The following is an 18999-nucleotide window of genomic DNA, read 5'->3' on the forward strand; positions in this document are numbered from 1 at the left end:
GTTTTATATTAAAGCAGAAGAACATGCAGGAAGCATATATCATAGCAGGATACCGTACGGCGGTTGGAAAGGCACCAAGAGGTGTGTTCCGGTTCACGCGGGCCGATGATCTTGCCGCGGAGGTGGTCCGCGGGCTGGTCAGTTCGGTGCCAGGTCTTGAAAAAGACCGTATTGATGATGTTATTGTAGGTAATGCTACACCAGAGGCTGAACAGGGATTGAATATAGGTCGTATGATTTCTCTGATGGGACTTGATACAGAAAAGGTGCCGGGGGTAACGGTAAACCGCTACTGTGCATCGGGGTTGGAGACCATCGCTATGGCTGTGGCCAAGATCCGTACGGGTATGGCCGATTGCATTATTGCGGGAGGCGTAGAAGTAATGTCTGGCATGCCCTTCGGCGGATGGAAACTCGTACCCAATGAACGTGTTGCGCGAAGCAATCCAGACTGGTATTGGGGTATGGGCCTGACGGCCGAGGCGGTCGCACGGGAATTCAATGTAAGCCGTGAAGATCAGGATGAGTTTGCTTACCAGTCGCACATGAAGGCTGTCGCGGCTACGCAAAATGGTCACCTTAAAGCCGGCGTGCTGCCTATCACTATAGAGGAAACCTACCTCGACGCCGATATGAAGAAGAAGACGCGCAGCTATGTGGTAGACACAGATGAGGGACCCAGGGCCGACACCACTTTAGAGCGCTTATCTAAGCTGAAACCTGTATTTGCTGCGAATGGCTGTATTACGGCGGGCAATTCGTCTCAGACATCCGACGGAGCAGCTTTTGTATTGGTCGTTTCCGAAAAACGAATGAAGGAGCTTGGCGTAAAGCCTTTAGCCCGACTGGTCAGTTACGGTGTGTCAGGCGTTCCTCCACGCATCATGGGGATCGGTCCCATACATGCCATTCCAAAGGCCCTGGATATGGCGGGAATGTCGCTTGGTCAAATGGATCTGATCGAGTTGAACGAAGCCTTTGCGTCCCAGTCGCTTGCCATTGTAAGGGAGCTTGGTCTGGACAAGGAAAGGCTGAACGTAAATGGTGGCGCCATTGCCTTGGGGCACCCTTTGGGTTGTTCGGGCGCTAAACTAACCGTGCAGCTATTTAACGAACTGAAAAGGCGCGAGAAAAGATATGGCATGGTAACCATGTGTGTGGGTACCGGGCAGGGCGCGGCCGGAATATTTGAAATGCTTTAATAATTGTAGTACAAAACCAGTTTTGAAATGGAAGCGAAAGAAAGAAATACCATTAAGGGCGGAGAATTTTTAATCAGCGAAACTCCATGGCAGGATGTATTTATTCCCGAAGAATTTGACGAGGAACAAAAGATGATCGCACAAACCTGCGAAGATTTCCTGAAAACAGAAGTGTTTCCTAACCTTGACCGGATCGACGCGCAGGAAGCCGGCCTGATGGAATCTTTAATGGACAAGGCAGGCGAACTCGGCCTGCTGGCGGTTTCCATACCCGAGAACTACGGCGGTTTCGGAAAAAATTTCAATACTTCTATGCTGGTGGCCGATGTAATAGGTGCCGGGCATTCCTTTGCTGTTGCGCTTTCGGCCCATACGGGAATCGGAACGCTGCCAATTCTCTACTATGGCAATCAAAAGCAAAAAGACAAATATATCCCTAAACTTGCTACCGGGGAATGGAAGGCTGCGTACTGTCTTACCGAACCAAATTCAGGATCGGACGCAAATTCCGGAAGCACGAAAGCCATTTTGTCTGAGGACGGAGAGCACTACCTGATCAACGGTCAGAAAATGTGGATAACCAACGGTGGTTTTGCTGATGTGTTCATAGTGTTCGCTAAGATAGATGATGATGCTAACCTGACTGCGTTCATTGTAGAACGCGATTTTGGTGGCATAACCATGAATCCGGAAGAACGAAAAATGGGGATTAAAGGCTCCTCCACCCGGCAGTTATTCTTCAACGATTGTCGCGTACCTGCAGAAAATATGCTTTCTGAACGTGGAAACGGGTTTAAGATCGCTGTCAATATTTTAAATATCGGACGCATAAAGCTAGCAGCAGCTGCCATTGGTGCTTCCAAGGGAGTAATCAGTATGGCCGTAAATTATGCAAATGAGCGGGTGCAATTTGGCCGGCCAATATCCAAGTATGGCGCTATAAGACACAAGTTGGCCGAGATGGCGGCGAAAGTATACGCCGTTGAATCGGCAAATTATCGTGCCGGGCAAAATATTGATGATGCCTATGAGGCATTGGTGGCCTCGGGGATGGATGAGGGGAAAGCCAAGCTTAAATCCACAGAACAGTTTGCTGTAGAATGTGCGATATTAAAAGTTTGGGGCTCCGAAGCCTTGGATTTTGTGACCGACGAGGGCGTTCAGATTTATGGTGGAATGGGCTTCTCTGCAGAGGCTCCTATGGACAGGGCATATCGCGACGCGCGAATCAACCGGATATTTGAGGGCACAAATGAGATTAACCGCTTGCTGACGGTAGACATGATCTTGAAGCGGGCGATGAAAGGCGAGCTGGATCTGATGACACCGGCAACACAGGTGGCATCTGAACTGATGGCCATCCCCGATTTTGGTGAAGCGGACGACTCACCTTTTGCCGCAGAAAAGAAAATCATCGCTAATTTGAAAAAGGCTACGTTGATGGTTGCCGGAGCAGCCGTACAAAAGTTCATGATGAGCCTGGCCAAGGAGCAAGAGATACTCATGAATATCGCTGATATGGCTAGCTATGTCTATGTGGCAGAATCGGCCATGCTTAGGACGGAAAAACTTGTCAACCTGCGCGGAGCCGACGCCTGCGGAGGTCAGCTGAACCTGCTTAAAATATACCTCGTGGAGGCTGTCGATGCCGTGCAAAAAGCAGGTAAAGACGCGTTGTGGGGCTTTGCTGAGGGCGATGAGCTTCGCATGATGATGGTCGGTTTGCGGAGGTTTACCAAGATGGAACCATTCAACGCAAAAGAGGTTCGTCAGCAGGTTGCGCAGGAACTTATTTCTGCCAACCGGTATTGCTACTAGTCCGACTTCAGAATTGTTAAAATAGGTTAAATATTGTGCCGTCGGCAATAAAAGACTACTTTTGTGCATAATGTTAAAGAGCAGGCTTTTAGTCGGGTTGTTTGTAATTGTCGGAGCTGCGGCTTGTGAAAAGCCGGAGCCTTATGATGCTGAAGCACAATACGCAAAGGACGAGGAGCGCATACTACGCTGGGCGGATACTTCCGGAACAGCGCTTACGAAAGATGCGAGCGGTCTGTATTATGAGATTATAGAGAACGGAACCGGTGAAAGTATTACAGAAAGGGATTCCCTGGCTGTTTTTTACGAAGGGCGGCTTTTGGATAGCGCCAATACTGTATTTAGCAGTTCCTCAGGAGAAACGCCCTACCGGTTTAATTTAAAGGAGAGCATAGAAGGCTGGAAAAGAGGATTGCCGCTGGTAAAAGGTGGCGGACAAATACGTTTACTTATCCCTTCCACAATGGCGTACAAGGATTTCCCCGTATCAAACGTTCCGCTGAATTCCCCGCTGCATTTTAGGGTTGAAATATTTGAAGTAGTTAAAAAATAGTGAATACATATATGTTAAGAAAGATACAAGTGCATGTCCTGGTCCTGATAGGTATGGCTGCAAGCTTAGTTGCATGCCAGAAAGACTATGAGTACATTGAGAATATTGATGATGCCAAGATATCTGAATATATCTCCAAGAATGGGGTGTCTGCAGTTAAAGATCCGGAAGGTTCGGGATATTATTACCAGATTGTGAGCCAGGGGGAAGGTGATCTTTTCAAGACTACCGATTCTGTGAGGTATGTAGTTACGGTGAAATCTTTGTTGAATGGAACCACCTATTATACCTCCCCGGAATATGTTAATCTTGGGACCTTTGTTGGCTATACAGATCAGCTGTTGGGTATAAAAATTAAAGCTATCCTGACAACAATGCAGAAGATCGGTCCTGGCGGCACGGTCCGCATTATCCTGCCTTCTTATCTGGCTTTTGGAAAAAACGGCATGGATATTTTGAATATCCCTTCAAATGAGATTCTCGATCTGACGGTTAAGACTTATGCTGAAACCCAGGCTGAGATAGATGATATGCACATCAGGTCATTCTTAACCGCAAACAACATAACAGCAACAAAAGACGCCTCCGGAGTTTATTATGTGCTTGCCGATGCTGGATCTGGTGAACCAGTGAAAGATATCTATTCCAATGTGACCACTAAATATGCTGCCAGGAACCTTGGCGGAAATGTTTTTAACTCCTCAGACGCATATACCGGTCTGCTTGGTGGGAACGTAGATGGCTGGCGTGTGCTCACTAAGTTTAAGCAAGGAGCCAAGCTTAGATTATTCGTGCCCTCAGTACTAGCGTACGGCACGGACGGACAATATGATTCGTACGGGGCCACGGTTGTGCCGCCAAATGGTAGTCTCGACTTTGATATTGAGATTACTTCAGTGGTTAACTAGCCGTATTTAAAGCTTTTTTGAAGGTGCGTAAAGCACGTTCCCTTGCAAATGCATGTTCTACAATAGGTGTAACATGCATTTGTTGTTTAAGTTCCGGTATCCATTTAGACACAAATTCGAGTTTCGGATCATATTTCAACAACTGAAGCTCCGGATTAAATATTCTGAAATAAGGTGCGGCATCATTCCCGCACCCACATGCCCACTGCCAGCCGCCTACATTGCTGGCCATCTCGTAATCAAGCAGTTTTTCAGCGAAGTAAGCTTCGCCCCAACGCCAGTCGACCAACAAGTGCTTGGTTAGAAAGCTGGCTGTAAGCATCCGAAGCCTGTTGTGCATAAAGCCGGTGGCGTTCAACTGACGCATGCCCGCATCTACCAGGGCGAACCCGGTCTCTCCCCGGCACCAGGCATTGAATTCAGACTCATTATTTCTCCACTCAATCTGATCGTAGGCAGGCTTGAACGACTGGCTCACCGTGTGCGGAAAATGCCAGAGTATCATCATATAGAAGTCGCGCCAGGCAAGTTCCGAAAGCCACTTATGCGCTCCGTGCTCCAGTGCTTTGGCAGCGGCTCTCCGGATGCTAACCGTACCAAAGCGAAGGTGGATGCCAATATGCGTGGTTGCATCGGCAGACGGAAAGTCCCGGTCCTGCTCATAGCTTTGAAGCTTGTGCTCAAATTCTCTGGATGGTAATGCTTTGTCACTCCTGCTAAAACCAAGTTCTTCTATCGAGGGCAGATCTGCCGGCGCCGTTTTCCACAGATTTTTAAAATACCTTTCGGTAGGATAGGGGCGGAAGTAAAAGGGTGTTAGTTTTTTCTGCCATTCCCTGTAATAGGGCGTAAAGACGGTATATGGCTTACCGTCCGACTTCAGCAACTCATCCCGGTCAAAGATGGTTTGGTCCTTAAATGTTTTAAAGATAATGTCCTCAGATCTGAGAAACTCCGCCAGCGCATCATCCCTTTCCCGCGCATAAGGCTCGTAGTCGTGGTTCGTGTAGACCGCCTTGATGTTGTATTTCCGCACCACTGCAGACCATGCCTGTTCCGGGGTATCATACAAGACCAGCATCGAGGAGCCATTCTTTTCCAGTTCGTCCTTTAACTGTCTGATCGTGTCGTGTATGAAAGTAACCCTTGGGTCATAGCGATCCGATAGCTTATTGAGAATATTTTTGTCGAAAATGAAGAGGATCAGGACCGGGTATTCGTTCCGGAGCGCATGATAAAGTGCTGCATTGTCCTCCAGGCGAAGATCACGTCTTAGCCAGCAGATGCTGATCTCCTGACTCATTTGCCATAAATATCGTGAAGCGCATCCTCAAGGTATGTGTACCTGAACTGAAAGCCCTGATCAAGGATCTTTTGCGCAGAAGTATTCGAACTCATAAGTACAATACTACTCATTTCTCCCATAATCATCTGCATGACTTTTTCGGGAACATGAATTGGCCATGCAGGTCGGCTCAGTTTCTTCGCAAGCTGTTTTGTCAGCGTTTCGTTTGTTACCGGAAAGGGTGCGCAGGCATTGTAAGCCCCCAGGTATAGTGGATCGGAGAGGGCGCCGACATACATGTTAACAATATCATCAATATGTATCCAGGGCACCCATTGCCTGCCAGTGCCTATCGGTGCACCCACAAAAAGCCGTATCGGCTTTTCCAGCGCAGAAAGCGCACCCGAGGATTTGTCCAAAACAACCCCGGTGCGGAGTTTGACTATCCTTAGTCCGAGAGATCTGCCCCGGTCTACCGCCTCTTCCCATTGCTGGCAGCAGCTCGCCAGAAAATCGTATCCCGGAGTCGCAGTTTCGGTAAGGATTTCATCGCCGCTGTCGCCATAGTACCCTACAGCAGAAGCAGAAATCATCACCTGCACCGGGGCGCCTGTCTGTTTAATGGTCTTGTACAAGAGTTCTGTTGATTTAACCCGGCTGTCGACGATCCGTTGTTTCTGCTGCTCAGTCCACTTTTTAGCTGCAACGTTTTCACCGGCAAGATGTATAATGGCTTCTACACCATCCAGACAGGCCGGATCTATTTTGCCGCTGGAAATGTTCCATAGATAGGTTTTAACATCAGGCGATGCATGAGGTGCTCTCGACAAGACAGATATGCCGTAACCTTTATCTTGAAGTGCAGCGATAAGCTTTTTACCTATCATGCCCGTCGCCCCAGTGATCAGAATCTGTTTTGCCATGCACTAATAACCTACGGATTTTTTATTTGTTTTGTTATTGTAAATATTGCGATATATCTGCATTTTAACCGGTAAAATCGTATATTTTTGTATTTATAATATCCAAATACAAAGCGTTTTACGAGTGAGATCCAAGAGAATTTTAGTCTGGTTTAGGAATGACTTGCGTCTGCACGATAATGAGATGCTGGTAGAAGCCGTGGCTAAGTCAGACGGTATTCTTCCCGTCTACTTCTTTGATCCCAGGCATTTCGGGAGTACCAACCTCCAAACCGATAAAACGGGGGCAGGCCGTGCTAAGTTCCTGATTGAAAGTGTGCTGTCTTTGCGAGAGGCCATGATACGAAAAGGCGGCAATCTGCTTGTTATCACCGGTTCACCCGAATCGCACATCTGTTCACTTGTGGAGAAATACGATATCTCAGAGGTTTACCATCACAGAGAAGTAGGTTTTGAGGAAACATCCGTATCTGCCAACGTAGAGGACGCGCTGTGGAAGCAGAAGATAAACCTGAAGCATTTCATCGGGCATACCTTGTATAATAAGGAAGATCTTCCTTTCCCGATTAAAGATATACCCGATGTATTCTCACAGTTTAAAAAGAAAACCGAGCGCGATGCGATAGTCAAACCTTGCTATGAGGAACCTGAGCATATCGTTTTTGTGGAAAGTGAAGCCTGGGGAGATGTGCCTGATCTGAAAGCCCTGGGTTTCTCAGAGGAGGCTGTGCCTGAAAGCGATTTACCCGGCGGGGAGCATGCCGGTCTGCAGCATCTCAACACATTATTGAGTAGCGGCTCCACGATTTATGACCGGCCTGCGAAGCAACCGCCCGGAAAGCAGGCTTTTTTCTCCCGGCTGTCGCCCTGGTTAGCCTTGGGCTGTTTGTCGCCGCGTAAGGTCTACTGGACAATGAAGGCGGCTGATCAGGTACCCGGGGCCGCGAATTTTAATCAGGTGCTTCTGGGCCTGCTATGGCGCGATTATTACCGCTTTATGTTTAAAAAACACGGTATCGGCTTTTTTAGGGATTCCGAATTCGAACAATTCGTCCGTCAAGATAAAGATGCTGAGCCGGAGGCTCTCGTCAGGTGGAAGACAGGGCAAACCGGTAATGCGCTGGTAGATGGATATATGAACGAGCTGAACAAATCTGGCTACATACCGCATGCAGGTCGGCTTGTTGTGGCCACGTATCTCGTGTATGTGCTCAAGCAGGACTGGATCAGGGGCGCCGCATACTTTGAAGAAAAGCTGGTCGATTATGCTCCCGCGAGCAATTGGGGTAATTGGGCCAGCGTAGCCCACAAAGGCCTGAACGTTACCAATAAAGCTGCTTTTGACCTCGAAAAGCAAATCAAGGTCTTCGATATGGATATCGCCGACGTGGCCTGAGCAGAGGGCCCTGTAAGTGCCACGAATTAAATCATTTAAATTACTATCTTCGGCAAGTCTTGAACAACAATCGTTGTTCGAAACAATTTTGTTTAACGTTTGTTGGAGGTAGTACGGTGAAAACATTTTCAATAAGTGACATAGAAGGACTTATAGGCATCAAGGCCCATACCATCAGGGCCTGGGAAACCCGGTATAACCTGGTTCCGCCCAAACGTACTGCAACCAATATCAGATACTACGACGAGGACGACCTCAAGATCCTGCTCAATATCGTGGCGCTGAATGAGAACGGTTACAAGATCAGCAAAATCGCGCGAATGAGCCGGAAGCAGATATCTGATCTGGTTTCCCAGTTAAAAAGCGACTGGAAGAACGATTCCGTTCAAATTCTCAATCTTTCCGATGCAACAGTAAAATATGACGAACCCGCGTTCTCTAAAATTCTGAGCGGCTGCATAGAGGAAATGGGTCTCATCAATGCCATGGACCTTGTACTTTTCCCGTTCATGAAACGCGTGGGAATGCTATGGCAAACCGGAGCCATAGACCCCTCTCACGAACACTTTGCCTCTAATCTCATCCGCGACAAAATCATCGTGGAGATCGATAAACTGCACAAACCTAAAAAGGCAGATAAAAAGCGTTTTCTCCTGTTTTTGCCCGAAAACGAGATGCACGAAACCGGCTTGCTCTTTGCCCGCTATCTCCTTAAAAAATGCGGGCAGGATGTGCTGTATTTAGGATCGGAAGTCCCATACGCCGATCTGAAGAAAGTGATTGTATCTTACAAACCTGACTACGCTTTAATGGTGCTTACCTCCATGAATCTTGGGAAAGATATCAATAAAGTGATCACAAAAGTTATGGACAATTTGGACGTTCCCCTGCTGGTGGCAGGAAGTTTGATCTCTGAATTCGACATACTCGTCAAAGACCAGTTGACACCGCTTAAAAATGTTTGCGACATGGTCGATTTTCTCGAAGATTTATGACGAGTATTAGGCCTGTATTCAGCTAAAAGTTCTAATTTTGCAACACTTATACCAATTCATACGTAATGGATAATTTGTCTTATCTTAACGGCGCTAATGCCGAATATATTGAGTCCCTGTATCAAGCTTATAAAGAAGATCCCGAGTCGGTCGAGTTTGGCTGGCAGAAGTTTTTCGAAGGTTTCGACTTTGGCAGGAGTTCGTCAGGAACAGAAGTTACTGCCGAAACTCCTGAGCATTTCTTAAAGGAAATCAGCGTACTGAATCTCATTAATGGTTATAGGCAGAGAGGACATCTATTTACACAAACCAACCCTGTAAGGGAACGCCGGCAGCATTTGCCTACCCTTGATCTGGAAAACTTTGGCCTGAGCAACGCAGATCTGGATACCGTATTCAATTCAGGCGTTGAAATCGGTATAGGAGCAGCTAAACTAAGTGAGATCGTCGCTTTTCTTAAGCAGACCTACTGCCGCTCCATCGGCGCAGAATATAAATATGTACGTACCCCTGAGGTATTGCGCTGGATCGAGAAAAAGATGGAAGGGGCGCGCAACACGCCAAACTTCTCTATCGAAGAAAAGCGCCGCATCCTTAAAAAATTAAACGAAGCAGTGAGCTTCGAGAACTTCCTTGGTACCAAGTTTCTTGGCCAGAAGCGATTCTCCCTTGAAGGGGCCGAAGCGCTGATCCCTGCGCTCGATTCTGTCATTGAGAAAGGTGCCGAGCTCGGGATAGACGAATTTGTGATAGGCATGGCACACCGTGGCCGCCTGAATGTGCTGGCCAACATCATGCAGAAGACCTATAAAGATATTTTTGCAGAATTTGAAGGTAAAGGCTATAGCGCCGAGTCACCGTTTGGCGGCGACGTAAAATATCACCTGGGTTATTCCACAGATGTAACCACAAACAGCGGCAAGAGCGTTCACCTTAGCTTATGCCCTAACCCGTCCCACCTTGAAACCGTCAACAGTGTAGTTGAAGGTATGGGCAGATCCAAGATCGACTTTAAATACGGAGGCGATAATGCCCGGCTGGCACCGATCCTGATCCATGGGGATGCCTCAGTGGCCGGCCAGGGTATCGTGTACGAGGTGATCCAGATGGCGGGGCTCGACGGTTATAAAACCGGCGGTACCATTCACCTGGTCATCAACAACCAAATCGGGTTTACAACCAACTTTAAAGACGCCAGAACGAGCACCTATTGTACAGATATTGCCAAAGTAACCTTGTCTCCCGTATTCCACGTTAACGGAGATGATGTTGAAGCACTGGTTTATGCCATTAACCTGGCTATGGAATACAGGCAGAAATACCGCAACGATGTGTTTATCGACATCCTGTGCTACCGCAGGTTTGGACATAACGAGTCCGATGAACCTAAATTTACACAGCCACTGTTATACAAGGCCATCGAAAAGCATGCAAATCCGCGCGATATCTATATCAAGCAACTGGTTGGAGAGGGCAAGCTGGAGGCCAGTCTGGCAAAAGAAATGGAAAAGGAATTCCGTGGTATTTTACAGCAGCGGCTCAACGAAGCCAGGGAAATCACCTCAACCTATCAGGACGTGAAGTTTGGCGGAGCATGGTCCGACATGCGGTTGGCCACACCACAGGATTTCGAAAGCTCACCGAACACCTCCGTTAAAAAATCGACCCTGCTGGAGGTCGCCAAGCGGATCAGCACCCTGCCGGCAGAGAAAAAATTCTTCAAGAAGATCGAAAAGCTTTTTGAAGAGCGCAGCCGGATGGCCAACGAAACCCATGTGTTCGACTGGGCAATGGGCGAGCAGCTTGCATTCGGCACATTGCTTGCAGAAGGCAAGCGTGTCAGATTAAGCGGGCAGGACGTCGAACGGGGTACATTCTCTCATCGCCATGCCGTAATTACCCTCGAAGATTCAGAAGAGGAATATATCCCTCTTGCAAACATATCAGATCAGCAGGCACCATTTGATGTCTACAACTCGCATCTTTCTGAGTATGGCGTTTTGGGTTTTGAGTATGGTTATGCCATGGCCAATCCTAATGCGCTCACCATTTGGGAAGCACAGTTCGGCGACTTCTTTAACGGCGCTCAGATCATTGTAGATCAGTATATAGCCAGTGCTGAAACAAAATGGCAGCGTGAAAACGGCTTGGTAATGCTTTTACCACACGGCTACGAAGGCCAGGGCCCGGAGCACTCATCGGCCCGCATAGAGCGTTTTATGGAGCTGTGTGCCGACTATAATATGCAGGTTGTTAACTGCACCACGCCAGCAAACTTCTTCCATGCATTACGCAGGCAGTTTAAGCGCGACTTCCGCAAGCCTCTGGTCGTATTTACACCGAAGAGCCTGCTGCGCCATCCGCAGTGCGTATCTCCGCTGGCCGATTTCACAGATGGCGGATTCCGGGAAGTTATTGTCGACGCGAACCTTAACAAAAAGGATGTAAGGCGGGTGTTGTTCTGCACAGGCAAGATCTATTACGAATTGCTTGAAAAGCAGCAGAAAGACAGTGTCAAAGACGTAGCTATAGTGCGTGTAGAACAATTGTACCCTACACCAGTAAAGCAGATGGAGGAGGCTTACAATCAGTATCCAAACGCTGAGGAAATGGTTTGGGTGCAGGAAGAGCCTGAAAACATGGGCGCATGGCCATATCTGGTTCGTAAGTTCAGAAAGACAGCATTCAGTGACATGGAAGTTCTTTCCAGAAAAGAAAGCAGCAGTACGGCCACAGGTTTTGCCAGGCAGCATGCAGATCAGCAGGCCTATATCTTGGCCCGCGCTTTCGAAATGCCGGTTACCGAAACCGAGCAGAAAATCGCAAAGAAATCAGTTAGTAAGGTATATAACGTAGACTAAATATAATACACTGTTATGAGTATAGAAATAAAAGTTCCGCCGGTAGGCGAATCGATAACCGAAGTCGTTTTGTCGCGCTGGGTGAAAAACGACGGTGATGCTGTTGAAATGGACGAGGTAATTGCCGAACTGGAATCAGACAAGGCTACTTTTGAATTAACAGCAGAGCAGGCTGGAACTTTAAAGACAGTTGCCGCTGAGGGCGATACGCTCGCCATCGGTGCTGTAGTATGTAAAATTGAAGAAGGCGGCGCGCCTTCGCAGCCAAAAGAAAGTGCCGCTGAACCTAAGCAGGAAGCGGCTTCCCCCAAGTCAGATGCTTCAGCAGCTCCCGTAGCTGAAAAATCCGGAGAAAGCTACGCCACCGGCACACCTTCACCAGCAGCAGGCAAAATCCTGGCAGAAAAAGGGGTAGACCCGGCCAGCGTTAAAGGCACGGGTGTAGATGGCAGAATCACTAAAGAAGATGCGCAGAATGCGCAGAAGCCACAACAGAAAAGTACTGCGCCGACAGCATCGGGCAAAAATCCGGCAAGTCCGGCTGCTGCACCAGGATCAAGAAATGAGCGTCGGGAAAAGATGTCTCCTTTGCGTAAAACAGTTGCGAAGCGCCTGGTAACCGTTAAGAATGAGACGGCTATGCTCACCACCTTTAACGAGGTGAACATGAAGCCTATCATGGATCTGCGCTCGAAATATAAAGATCAGTTCAAAGAAAAGCATGGCGTCGGACTTGGCTTCATGAGTTTCTTCACCAAAGCGGTTTGCGAGGCCTTGAAAGAATTCCCTGCAGTGAATGCCCGCATTGAAGGCGAGGAAGTGGTGTATAACGACTTTGCCGATATCTCCATAGCTGTATCTGCGCCCAAGGGACTTGTTGTTCCGGTAATTCGCAATGCAGAGAGCATGAGCCTGGCCCAGATTGAGAAATCAGTGTTGGAACTGGCTTTGAAAGCGCGCGACAGTAAGCTTACCATCGAAGAAATGAGCGGCGGAACTTTTACCATCACCAACGGTGGTGTATTCGGTTCCATGATGTCTACACCGATCATCAACGCCCCGCAGTCGGCTATTTTAGGGATGCACAATATCGTAGAACGTCCTGTAGCAGAAAAAGGCGAAGTGGTCATCAGACCAATGATGTACGTCGCCCTGTCTTACGATCACCGGATCATTGACGGCCGTGAATCAGTGGGTTTCCTGGTGCGTGTAAAGCAGTTGCTTGAAGACCCGGCAAGATTACTCCTTGGCGTATAATCTATAACAAGAAGCATAAAACAGAAAAGGTCGTAACCATCAGTTACGACCTTTTTTTATACTATTGCTTCCCTCTCAATCTATATACTCAGGCGGCGCGGCCTGGCGCAGGTACTGGTCAAACAATGCTTTCAAATCCAGCCCGCTCTCCCTGCTGATATATTCCTCAATCTGCTGAGTGGTTACCGTCTGATGGTAGAACGTCTTATTTAATCCGCGTAAAATGCCCCGGAACTTCTCATCGTCGTTCATCAGCTTACGTATATGGTGAATCATGTTCGCACCTTTATAATACATATCTCCCGAGCCCTCACTGTTCACATGATAGGAGCCAATAATCGGGCGGTCATTTTTGATGTTCCTCCTGATCCCTTTCACATACTGGTCGCCCGCCTCCTTGCCATATAAACTCTCCACAAACAAGGCTTCAGAATAATTTGTAAACGCCTCATGTACCCACATATCCGCAATATCCTTGGTCGTGATATTGTTGCCAAACCATTCATGGCCAGATTCATGTATCGTTATAAAATCGAACTTAAGGCCCCAGCCCGAATCCGACAAATCGCCACCCAGATATCCTTTCTTGAACTGGTTGCCGTACGCCACCGCGCTTTGGTGTTCCATGCCCAAATGCGGCGCCTGTACAAGTTTGTAGCCGTCTTCATAAAAGGGGTAGGGGCCAAACCAGTGCTCGAACGACTTTAGCATGGGTTTCACGTCGGCGTCCCAATGCGGGCGCGCCTTTACGCTATCTTCCTTGAGCGACCAGAAATCGAGGCTTAAATCACCTTTTTCTCCCTTGTACTTGTCGTTCCAGTGCGCATACTTGCCCACATACATGGTCACGTTGTAATTATTTATGGGGTTGGCCACAAACCAGTTATACTGCATATGTTCGCGGCCGACTGCTACCACACTGCGTAAACGGCCATTGGAGATTTCCTTCAGGTCTTTTGGGACCGTAACACTGATCAGCATGCTGTCTACCTCATCGCTCTGATGGTCCTTATTGGGCCACCAGGCACTTGCGCCCAGGCCCTGACAGGCTACAGATACCCAAGGGTTGCCCGCTTTGTCTTTTTTAAAGATAAAGCCCCCATCCCATGGCGGATTCTTCGCAACCACCGGCTTGCCAGCATAGTAGACCGTGAAGATTTCTTTACTGCCTTTCTTAATCTCCCTAGGGAAGTCTACAAATACAGCGTTAAATTCACGGGTAAACTTAAGGGGCTTGTTTTTGTAGATCACTCGGTCAACTTTCATGTTGCTGAAAAGATCGAACTGCAGCCTGCTAAAATCATCTGCAGCCGTAAAATGAAACGTGTTGCTCCCGCTCACAGCTCTACCTGGAATATCCAGCTTCACATCGAGGTGATAATAGTTGATGTCATAGCACGTGCGCAAAGGTGTAAGCATACCCCTTAGCGTATCTGCCCGGGTAAAGGCGTCCGACTGGCCAAGCAACTGTGCAAGGGCAAATTTGGCTAATGCCGTTAGTGCCAGGCTTAAAAAGAATCTTTTCATCATATTAAGGTTTCAGCACGTTTACCGTTATAGAAGAAGCATTATGCACATCATGGAATATGCGGTGTGTAGCCTTTCTGAAATCGCCCGCCCCGGCCTCATAAATATTCATAAACTGCTGCGGATTGCGGTCGGCCAGCGGGAACCAGGAATTCTGAACCTGGATCATGATGCGATGACCCTTTTTAAACGTATGCGCTACATCAGGCAGCTCATAACTGATCTTCGTGATCTCCCCGGGAACCATAGGCTCAGGCTTTTCAAAACTATTCCGGTATTTGCCTCGCATAATTTCTCCGCGCACCAGCATCTGATATCCACCCATTAAAATGTTTTTCGGATTCTTTGCCGGATTTGGCGTCTCTTCCGGATACACGTCGATAAGCTTAACCACATAATCCGCATCAGAGCCGGTGGTCGACACCACCAGGTTGGCCTGAAGCGGCCCCGTCAGCGTAATATCCTCGGTTAGCGGATCGGTCTGATAAACCATCACGTCCGGTCTGCGCGCCGCAAAGCGCTGGTCGTCTATCATATATTCCCGCGTTCTTCTAGCCTGTACACCATCCTGATAGGGCACCGGTTTGTTCGGGTCGCTCACGTATTCATCCCAGCTGTCTGTACGGCCAACCTTCTCAAAGCCGAGTTTTCCGTTAGGCTGCAGGTAAAGCATTTTCGACTCCACATCTTTAGGTGGCCAGGTAGAAAACTCCTTCCATTGGTTACTGCCAGTGATGAAGATGTTGGCTTCGGCAGGCTTAAACTGCCCTTCACCTTTTAAATAGTATTTAAAGAACGGCAGCTCAAACCGTTCCTGGTATTGAATACTCGTGGGCTGACCAAACTCGATATCTCCGAAGCTTGAGCCTTCGCTTCGCACCCATCCGCCATGAAACCAGGGCCCCGCCACGAGGATATTGTTCGCCGCAGGGTTTTGCTTTTCGATGCTTTTGTAGGTAGCGAAAGTCCCGTAAGCGTCCTCAGCATCAAAAAAGCCGCCCACAACCATTACAGCAGGTTTTATATTTTTCAGGTGAGGCTGAATATTCCTGGCCTGCCAGAAAGTATCCAGATCAGGATGTGCGAAAAGATTATTCCAAAAGCGGATGCTGTCCGCAAAATACCTGTCCTTAAGATCTTTTACCGAACCCGCTTCCAGGTAGAAGCGATAGTTGTCGGCAACAGGGAACGTAAAAGCCTTAGGCCCGAACTCCGGTGTAATGGGCTTAGGGCGAGGTACGCCGAAAGTGCTCATAAATCCAAAAGCGTCCATCAAAAATAAGGCACCGTTATGGTGAAAGTCGTCGCCGATGAACCAGTCCGTAACCGGCGCCTGCGGGCACACCGCCTTCAGTGCCGGATGCGCGCCTGGCAATGCTGCGGTAGAGTAAAAGCCCGGGTAGGAGATGCCGTAGATACCTGCTTTTCCGTTGTTGTTGCCCACATTCTTCAGCAACCAGTCTATCGTATCATAAGTATCACTGCTTTCATCAACATCCTTTTTTGAGCGCTTGTTCGCTATGTGCGGACGAATATCATCAAAAGTACCTTCACTCATCCAGCGGCCGCGCACGTCCTGGTATACAAAAATGAAACCTTCACGCATCATGGCCGGGTAGTTGCCCAGACTGGTCTTATACTTATGTTCCCCGTAAGGCGCCACTGTATAAGGTGTGCGGTTAATCAGAAACGGATACTTTTTGCTCTTGTCCTTAGGGATATAAATAGACGTAAAAAGCTTCGCGCCATCCCTCATCGGGATCTGTCGTTCAATCTTAATGTAGTGTTCCCGTACATAAGCCGAATCGCTCAGCTGCGCAGAAACTGAAAACTGCAGGAGCATCATAGCTCCGAACAGAAATGATAGTTTTTGGAGGTTCATGTAAAAGTTGCCGATTAGGAGCCTTAAATATAAGCAAATGCAAATGTTGTTTGTATAAATACCTTATTTAGACATAGGTTTGTTAACTTTGCAGCGTAAAAAAACACCTTTATATGCAATACGATGTAGTAGTCATTGGCTCGGGACCGGGCGGTTATGTTGGAGCAATCAGATGCGCTCAGTTAGGTTTAAAAACCGCAGTTGTAGAGAAGTATAAAACATTTGGCGGTACCTGCCTCAATGTAGGCTGTATCCCCTCAAAGGCCCTTCTCGATTCTTCCGAGCACTATCACAATGCAGTACATAGCTTCAAAACACACGGCATTGCCATTAAAGATATCAAGGTAGACATGCCGCAGATGATCGCCAGGAAGAACGACGTCGTAGCACAGAACACCGCCGGTATCCAATACCTCTTTAAGAAAAACAAGATCGACGCCTTTGAGGGTGTGGGTTCATTTACCGATAAAAACACCATCAAGATCACTAAGGCAGACGGCTCTTCGGAGACCATCACTGCGAAGAACGTGATCATTGCCTCGGGCTCCAAGCCAACTGCGCTGCCTTTCCTGCCGGTCGATAAAAAACGGATCATTACCTCAACCGAAGCCTTGAACATTACGGAAGTTCCTAAACAACTCGTTGTGATCGGTGGGGGTGTAATAGGACTGGAACTCGGGTCGGTATATGCGCGGCTGGGTACCAAAGTCTCTGTCATCGAGTTCATGCCTTCTATCATTGCTACTATGGATGGCGGACTGGGCAAAGAACTTCAGCGGGTCCTTAAAAAGTCGCTGGGCATGGAATTCTTCATGAACCATAAAGTGACCGGCGCCACCGTGAAAGGCAAGAAAGTGACCGTTACGGCCGACAATGCCAAGGGCGAACAGGTGAGTTTCGAGGCAGATTACTGCATCGTAGCTGTAGGCCGTACCGCTTATACCGAGGGCCTTGGCCTTGAGAACATCGGAATTAGAACCGAAGAACGCGGCAACAAGATTCCGGTCAACGAACATCTGGAAACTACCGTTCCGGGCGTATATGCTATAGGCGACGTGATCAAAGGCGCTATGCTTGCCCATAAAGCGGAAGACGAAGGCATTTATGTTGCAGAGCGCATTGCCGGACAAAAGCCGCACATCAATTATAACCTCATCCCGGGCGTCGTGTATACCTGGCCGGAAGTGGCTTCGGTAGGCTATACCGAAGAGCAGCTTAAAGAAAAGGGCCAGCAATATAAAGCAGGATCGTTTCCATTCAAGGCCAGCGGAAGGGCTAAAGCCAGTATGGACACCGACGGCTTCGTAAAAGTGCTGGCCGATGCCAAGACAGACGAAGTTCTCGGCGTGCATATGATCGGTCCCCGCGCGGCCGACATGATCGCAGAGGCGGTAGTCGCCATGGAGTTCCGTGCTTCGGCGGAAGACATTGCCCGCATCTGCCATGCGCACCCTACTTATACAGAAGCGCTCAAGGAAGCAGCTTTAGCCGCTACTGAGAACAGGGCAATACATATCTAAGAAATTACTGCGTAACAGGAGGAGGCTGGTCAGACGTACCAGCCTTTTCTTTTAGTTCCGGGTAACAGGCAAACAAGGCTTTTACCGAAATTTCAATCAGCCTCAGGTGTTCCGCCTGCTTGCCATGCTGCACCTCCACATTGATGTACGGAATGCTATGCTTCATGGCGTAAACCGAGAGCGACCCATCATCCGGCGCGTTGTGCGATTGCAGCGCCACGTTAACATTTTCACGCTTCAGATAATCAAAAAGCTTCTTCTCCGTCACAAACACCAGGTCGTCCGGATCCATGGCAAAATTGATGTGCAATGAGTCCGCCGTACCTTCCAGTTCATATCCCTTCAAATAAGACGGAATGCCAAAGCCACCATCGGCATTATTATGCAAGGTAAATATGTAACCATACTTAGCATGGTTGTATAAATTAAGAATAACCTTCGAAGCCATCTCCAACTGATCCATAACCTTTTCGTCGGCCGGCCCATATTTTTCGAGGCCAACACGGATGCCGTCACGAGTGTAGATGCTGTTTGGATCCGTTTGATAATCTACACCATCAACCTTAAACTTAAAGTTGCGCACGCCGCCGTACTGACAATCCACCAGCCTTCCGCCATTAAACTGCATATATTCAAAAGCCGCCTTTACACCGGTATCCTCATTATCATGGATGGCCAGGAAACTCACTTTGGGCGCTCCATAAGCGTAGCGCACCAGATTAACGTTCAGGTCGCTCACCACAATATACGTCGTGTCCATCGTCATACCCTTAAACACCGGCGGATGCTGCGCATGCAGCACCAAGCTTCCGAAAAAGAAAAAAGGCAATAGAAACAGGTACCTCAGCATGGTCAACTTTTCAACAAAATAG

General features: G+C 48.3%; 14 protein-coding genes. 9 read left to right on the forward strand and 5 right to left on the reverse strand.

What is annotated here, in order from left to right; genetic code table 11:
* The first annotated feature begins 23 nt into the window (after positions 1 to 23).
* The 4 genes from J3P40_RS05750 to J3P40_RS05765 all read left to right on the forward strand — a co-directional run bounded on the left by J3P40_RS05750 (position 24) and on the right by J3P40_RS05765 (position 4481).
* Positions 24 to 1202 (forward strand): acetyl-CoA C-acyltransferase, encoded by a 1179-nt coding sequence (locus tag J3P40_RS05750; protein WP_256003715.1) that lies wholly within the window; start codon positions 24 to 26, stop codon positions 1200 to 1202.
* 27 nt (positions 1203 to 1229) lie between these two features.
* Positions 1230 to 3020: an acyl-CoA dehydrogenase FadE gene (locus tag J3P40_RS05755; protein ID WP_256003716.1), complete on the forward strand. Its 1791-nt coding sequence runs from the start codon at positions 1230 to 1232 to the stop codon at positions 3018 to 3020.
* A 70-nt stretch (positions 3021 to 3090) separates the two neighbouring features.
* On the forward strand, positions 3091 to 3573 hold the full coding sequence (locus J3P40_RS05760) for an FKBP-type peptidyl-prolyl cis-trans isomerase (RefSeq protein ID WP_256003718.1): 483 nt from the start codon (positions 3091 to 3093) through the stop codon (positions 3571 to 3573).
* Positions 3574 to 3584: 11 nt separating this feature from the next.
* Positions 3585 to 4481 (forward strand): FKBP-type peptidyl-prolyl cis-trans isomerase, encoded by an 897-nt coding sequence (locus J3P40_RS05765; protein ID WP_256003719.1) that lies wholly within the window; start codon positions 3585 to 3587, stop codon positions 4479 to 4481.
* Here the strand turns inward: J3P40_RS05765 and J3P40_RS05770 are convergent.
* Both J3P40_RS05770 and J3P40_RS05775 read right to left on the reverse strand, forming a co-directional pair.
* A complete protein-coding gene (locus J3P40_RS05770) occupies positions 4474 to 5784 on the reverse strand; it encodes a cryptochrome/photolyase family protein (RefSeq protein WP_256003720.1) in 1311 nt (436 codons plus the stop codon). The two genes, J3P40_RS05765 and J3P40_RS05770, sit on opposite strands and share 8 nt — an antisense overlap.
* Positions 5781 to 6689 carry a TIGR01777 family oxidoreductase gene (locus J3P40_RS05775; protein WP_256003721.1) on the reverse strand — a complete coding sequence of 303 codons (909 nt, stop codon included), beginning with the start codon at positions 6687 to 6689 and terminating at the stop codon, positions 5781 to 5783. Before J3P40_RS05775 ends, J3P40_RS05770 begins: the two co-directional genes overlap by 4 nt.
* A 124-nt stretch (positions 6690 to 6813) precedes the next feature.
* On the opposite strand from J3P40_RS05775, the gene J3P40_RS05780 reads away from it, so the two are divergent.
* From J3P40_RS05780 to odhB, 4 genes are all read left to right on the forward strand, one after another.
* Positions 6814 to 8085 carry a DASH family cryptochrome gene (locus tag J3P40_RS05780; protein ID WP_256003722.1) on the forward strand — a complete coding sequence of 424 codons (1272 nt, stop codon included), beginning with the start codon at positions 6814 to 6816 and terminating at the stop codon, positions 8083 to 8085.
* Positions 8086 to 8201: 116 nt separating this feature from the next.
* Positions 8202 to 9080, forward strand: a complete 879-nt coding sequence (locus J3P40_RS05785) for a MerR family transcriptional regulator (protein WP_256003723.1) — start codon at positions 8202 to 8204, stop codon at positions 9078 to 9080.
* Between the two features lie 65 nt (positions 9081 to 9145).
* Positions 9146 to 11941, forward strand: coding sequence for a 2-oxoglutarate dehydrogenase E1 component (locus J3P40_RS05790; protein WP_256003724.1), 2796 nt, complete (start codon positions 9146 to 9148; stop codon positions 11939 to 11941).
* A gap of 15 nt (positions 11942 to 11956) precedes the next feature.
* A complete protein-coding gene (gene odhB / locus J3P40_RS05795) occupies positions 11957 to 13198 on the forward strand; it encodes a 2-oxoglutarate dehydrogenase complex dihydrolipoyllysine-residue succinyltransferase (RefSeq protein WP_256003725.1) in 1242 nt (413 codons plus the stop codon).
* 75 nt (positions 13199 to 13273) lie between these two features.
* Here odhB and J3P40_RS05800 read toward each other — a convergent pair whose 3' ends face one another.
* Positions 13274 to 14725, reverse strand: a complete 1452-nt coding sequence (locus J3P40_RS05800) for a M1 family metallopeptidase (RefSeq protein WP_256003726.1) — start codon at positions 14723 to 14725, stop codon at positions 13274 to 13276.
* A gap of 4 nt (positions 14726 to 14729) precedes the next feature.
* Positions 14730 to 16607 carry a CocE/NonD family hydrolase gene (locus tag J3P40_RS05805; protein ID WP_256003728.1) on the reverse strand — a complete coding sequence of 626 codons (1878 nt, stop codon included), beginning with the start codon at positions 16605 to 16607 and terminating at the stop codon, positions 14730 to 14732.
* A 113-nt stretch (positions 16608 to 16720) separates the two neighbouring features.
* Between J3P40_RS05805 and lpdA the strand changes: the two genes are divergently transcribed.
* Positions 16721 to 18127: a dihydrolipoyl dehydrogenase gene (gene lpdA / locus J3P40_RS05810; protein ID WP_256003730.1), complete on the forward strand. Its 1407-nt coding sequence runs from the start codon at positions 16721 to 16723 to the stop codon at positions 18125 to 18127.
* A gap of 4 nt (positions 18128 to 18131) precedes the next feature.
* On the opposite strand, the gene J3P40_RS05815 is transcribed toward lpdA, so the two are convergent.
* Positions 18132 to 18977, reverse strand: a complete 846-nt coding sequence (locus J3P40_RS05815) for a hypothetical protein (RefSeq protein ID WP_256003732.1) — start codon at positions 18975 to 18977, stop codon at positions 18132 to 18134.
* Positions 18978 to 18999 lie beyond the last annotated feature (22 nt).

It is taken from the genome of Pedobacter deserti (assembly GCF_024436415.1).
GTDB lineage: Bacteria > Bacteroidota > Bacteroidia > Sphingobacteriales > Sphingobacteriaceae > Pedobacter > Pedobacter faecalis.

Bases quoted from the DNA above. Each gene is read 5' to 3' on its own strand.
- J3P40_RS05750 (WP_256003715.1), top strand. From the start codon at position 24: ATGCAGGAAGCATATATCATAGCAGGATACCGTACGGCGGTTGGAAAG.
- J3P40_RS05755 (WP_256003716.1), top strand. From the start codon at position 1,230: ATGGAAGCGAAAGAAAGAAATACCATTAAGGGCGGAGAATTTTTAATC.
- J3P40_RS05760 (WP_256003718.1), top strand. From the start codon at position 3,091: ATGTTAAAGAGCAGGCTTTTAGTCGGGTTGTTTGTAATTGTCGGAGCT.
- J3P40_RS05765 (WP_256003719.1), top strand. From the start codon at position 3,585: ATGTTAAGAAAGATACAAGTGCATGTCCTGGTCCTGATAGGTATGGCT.
- J3P40_RS05770 (WP_256003720.1), bottom strand. From the start codon at position 5,784: ATGAGTCAGGAGATCAGCATCTGCTGGCTAAGACGTGATCTTCGCCTG.
- J3P40_RS05775 (WP_256003721.1), bottom strand. From the start codon at position 6,689: ATGGCAAAACAGATTCTGATCACTGGGGCGACGGGCATGATAGGTAAA.
- J3P40_RS05790 (WP_256003724.1), top strand. From the start codon at position 9,146: ATGGATAATTTGTCTTATCTTAACGGCGCTAATGCCGAATATATTGAG.
- odhB (WP_256003725.1), top strand. From the start codon at position 11,957: ATGAGTATAGAAATAAAAGTTCCGCCGGTAGGCGAATCGATAACCGAA.
- J3P40_RS05800 (WP_256003726.1), bottom strand. From the start codon at position 14,725: ATGAAAAGATTCTTTTTAAGCCTGGCACTAACGGCATTAGCCAAATTT.
- J3P40_RS05805 (WP_256003728.1), bottom strand. From the start codon at position 16,607: ATGAACCTCCAAAAACTATCATTTCTGTTCGGAGCTATGATGCTCCTG.
- lpdA (WP_256003730.1), top strand. From the start codon at position 16,721: ATGCAATACGATGTAGTAGTCATTGGCTCGGGACCGGGCGGTTATGTT.
- J3P40_RS05815 (WP_256003732.1), bottom strand. From the start codon at position 18,977: ATGCTGAGGTACCTGTTTCTATTGCCTTTTTTCTTTTTCGGAAGCTTG.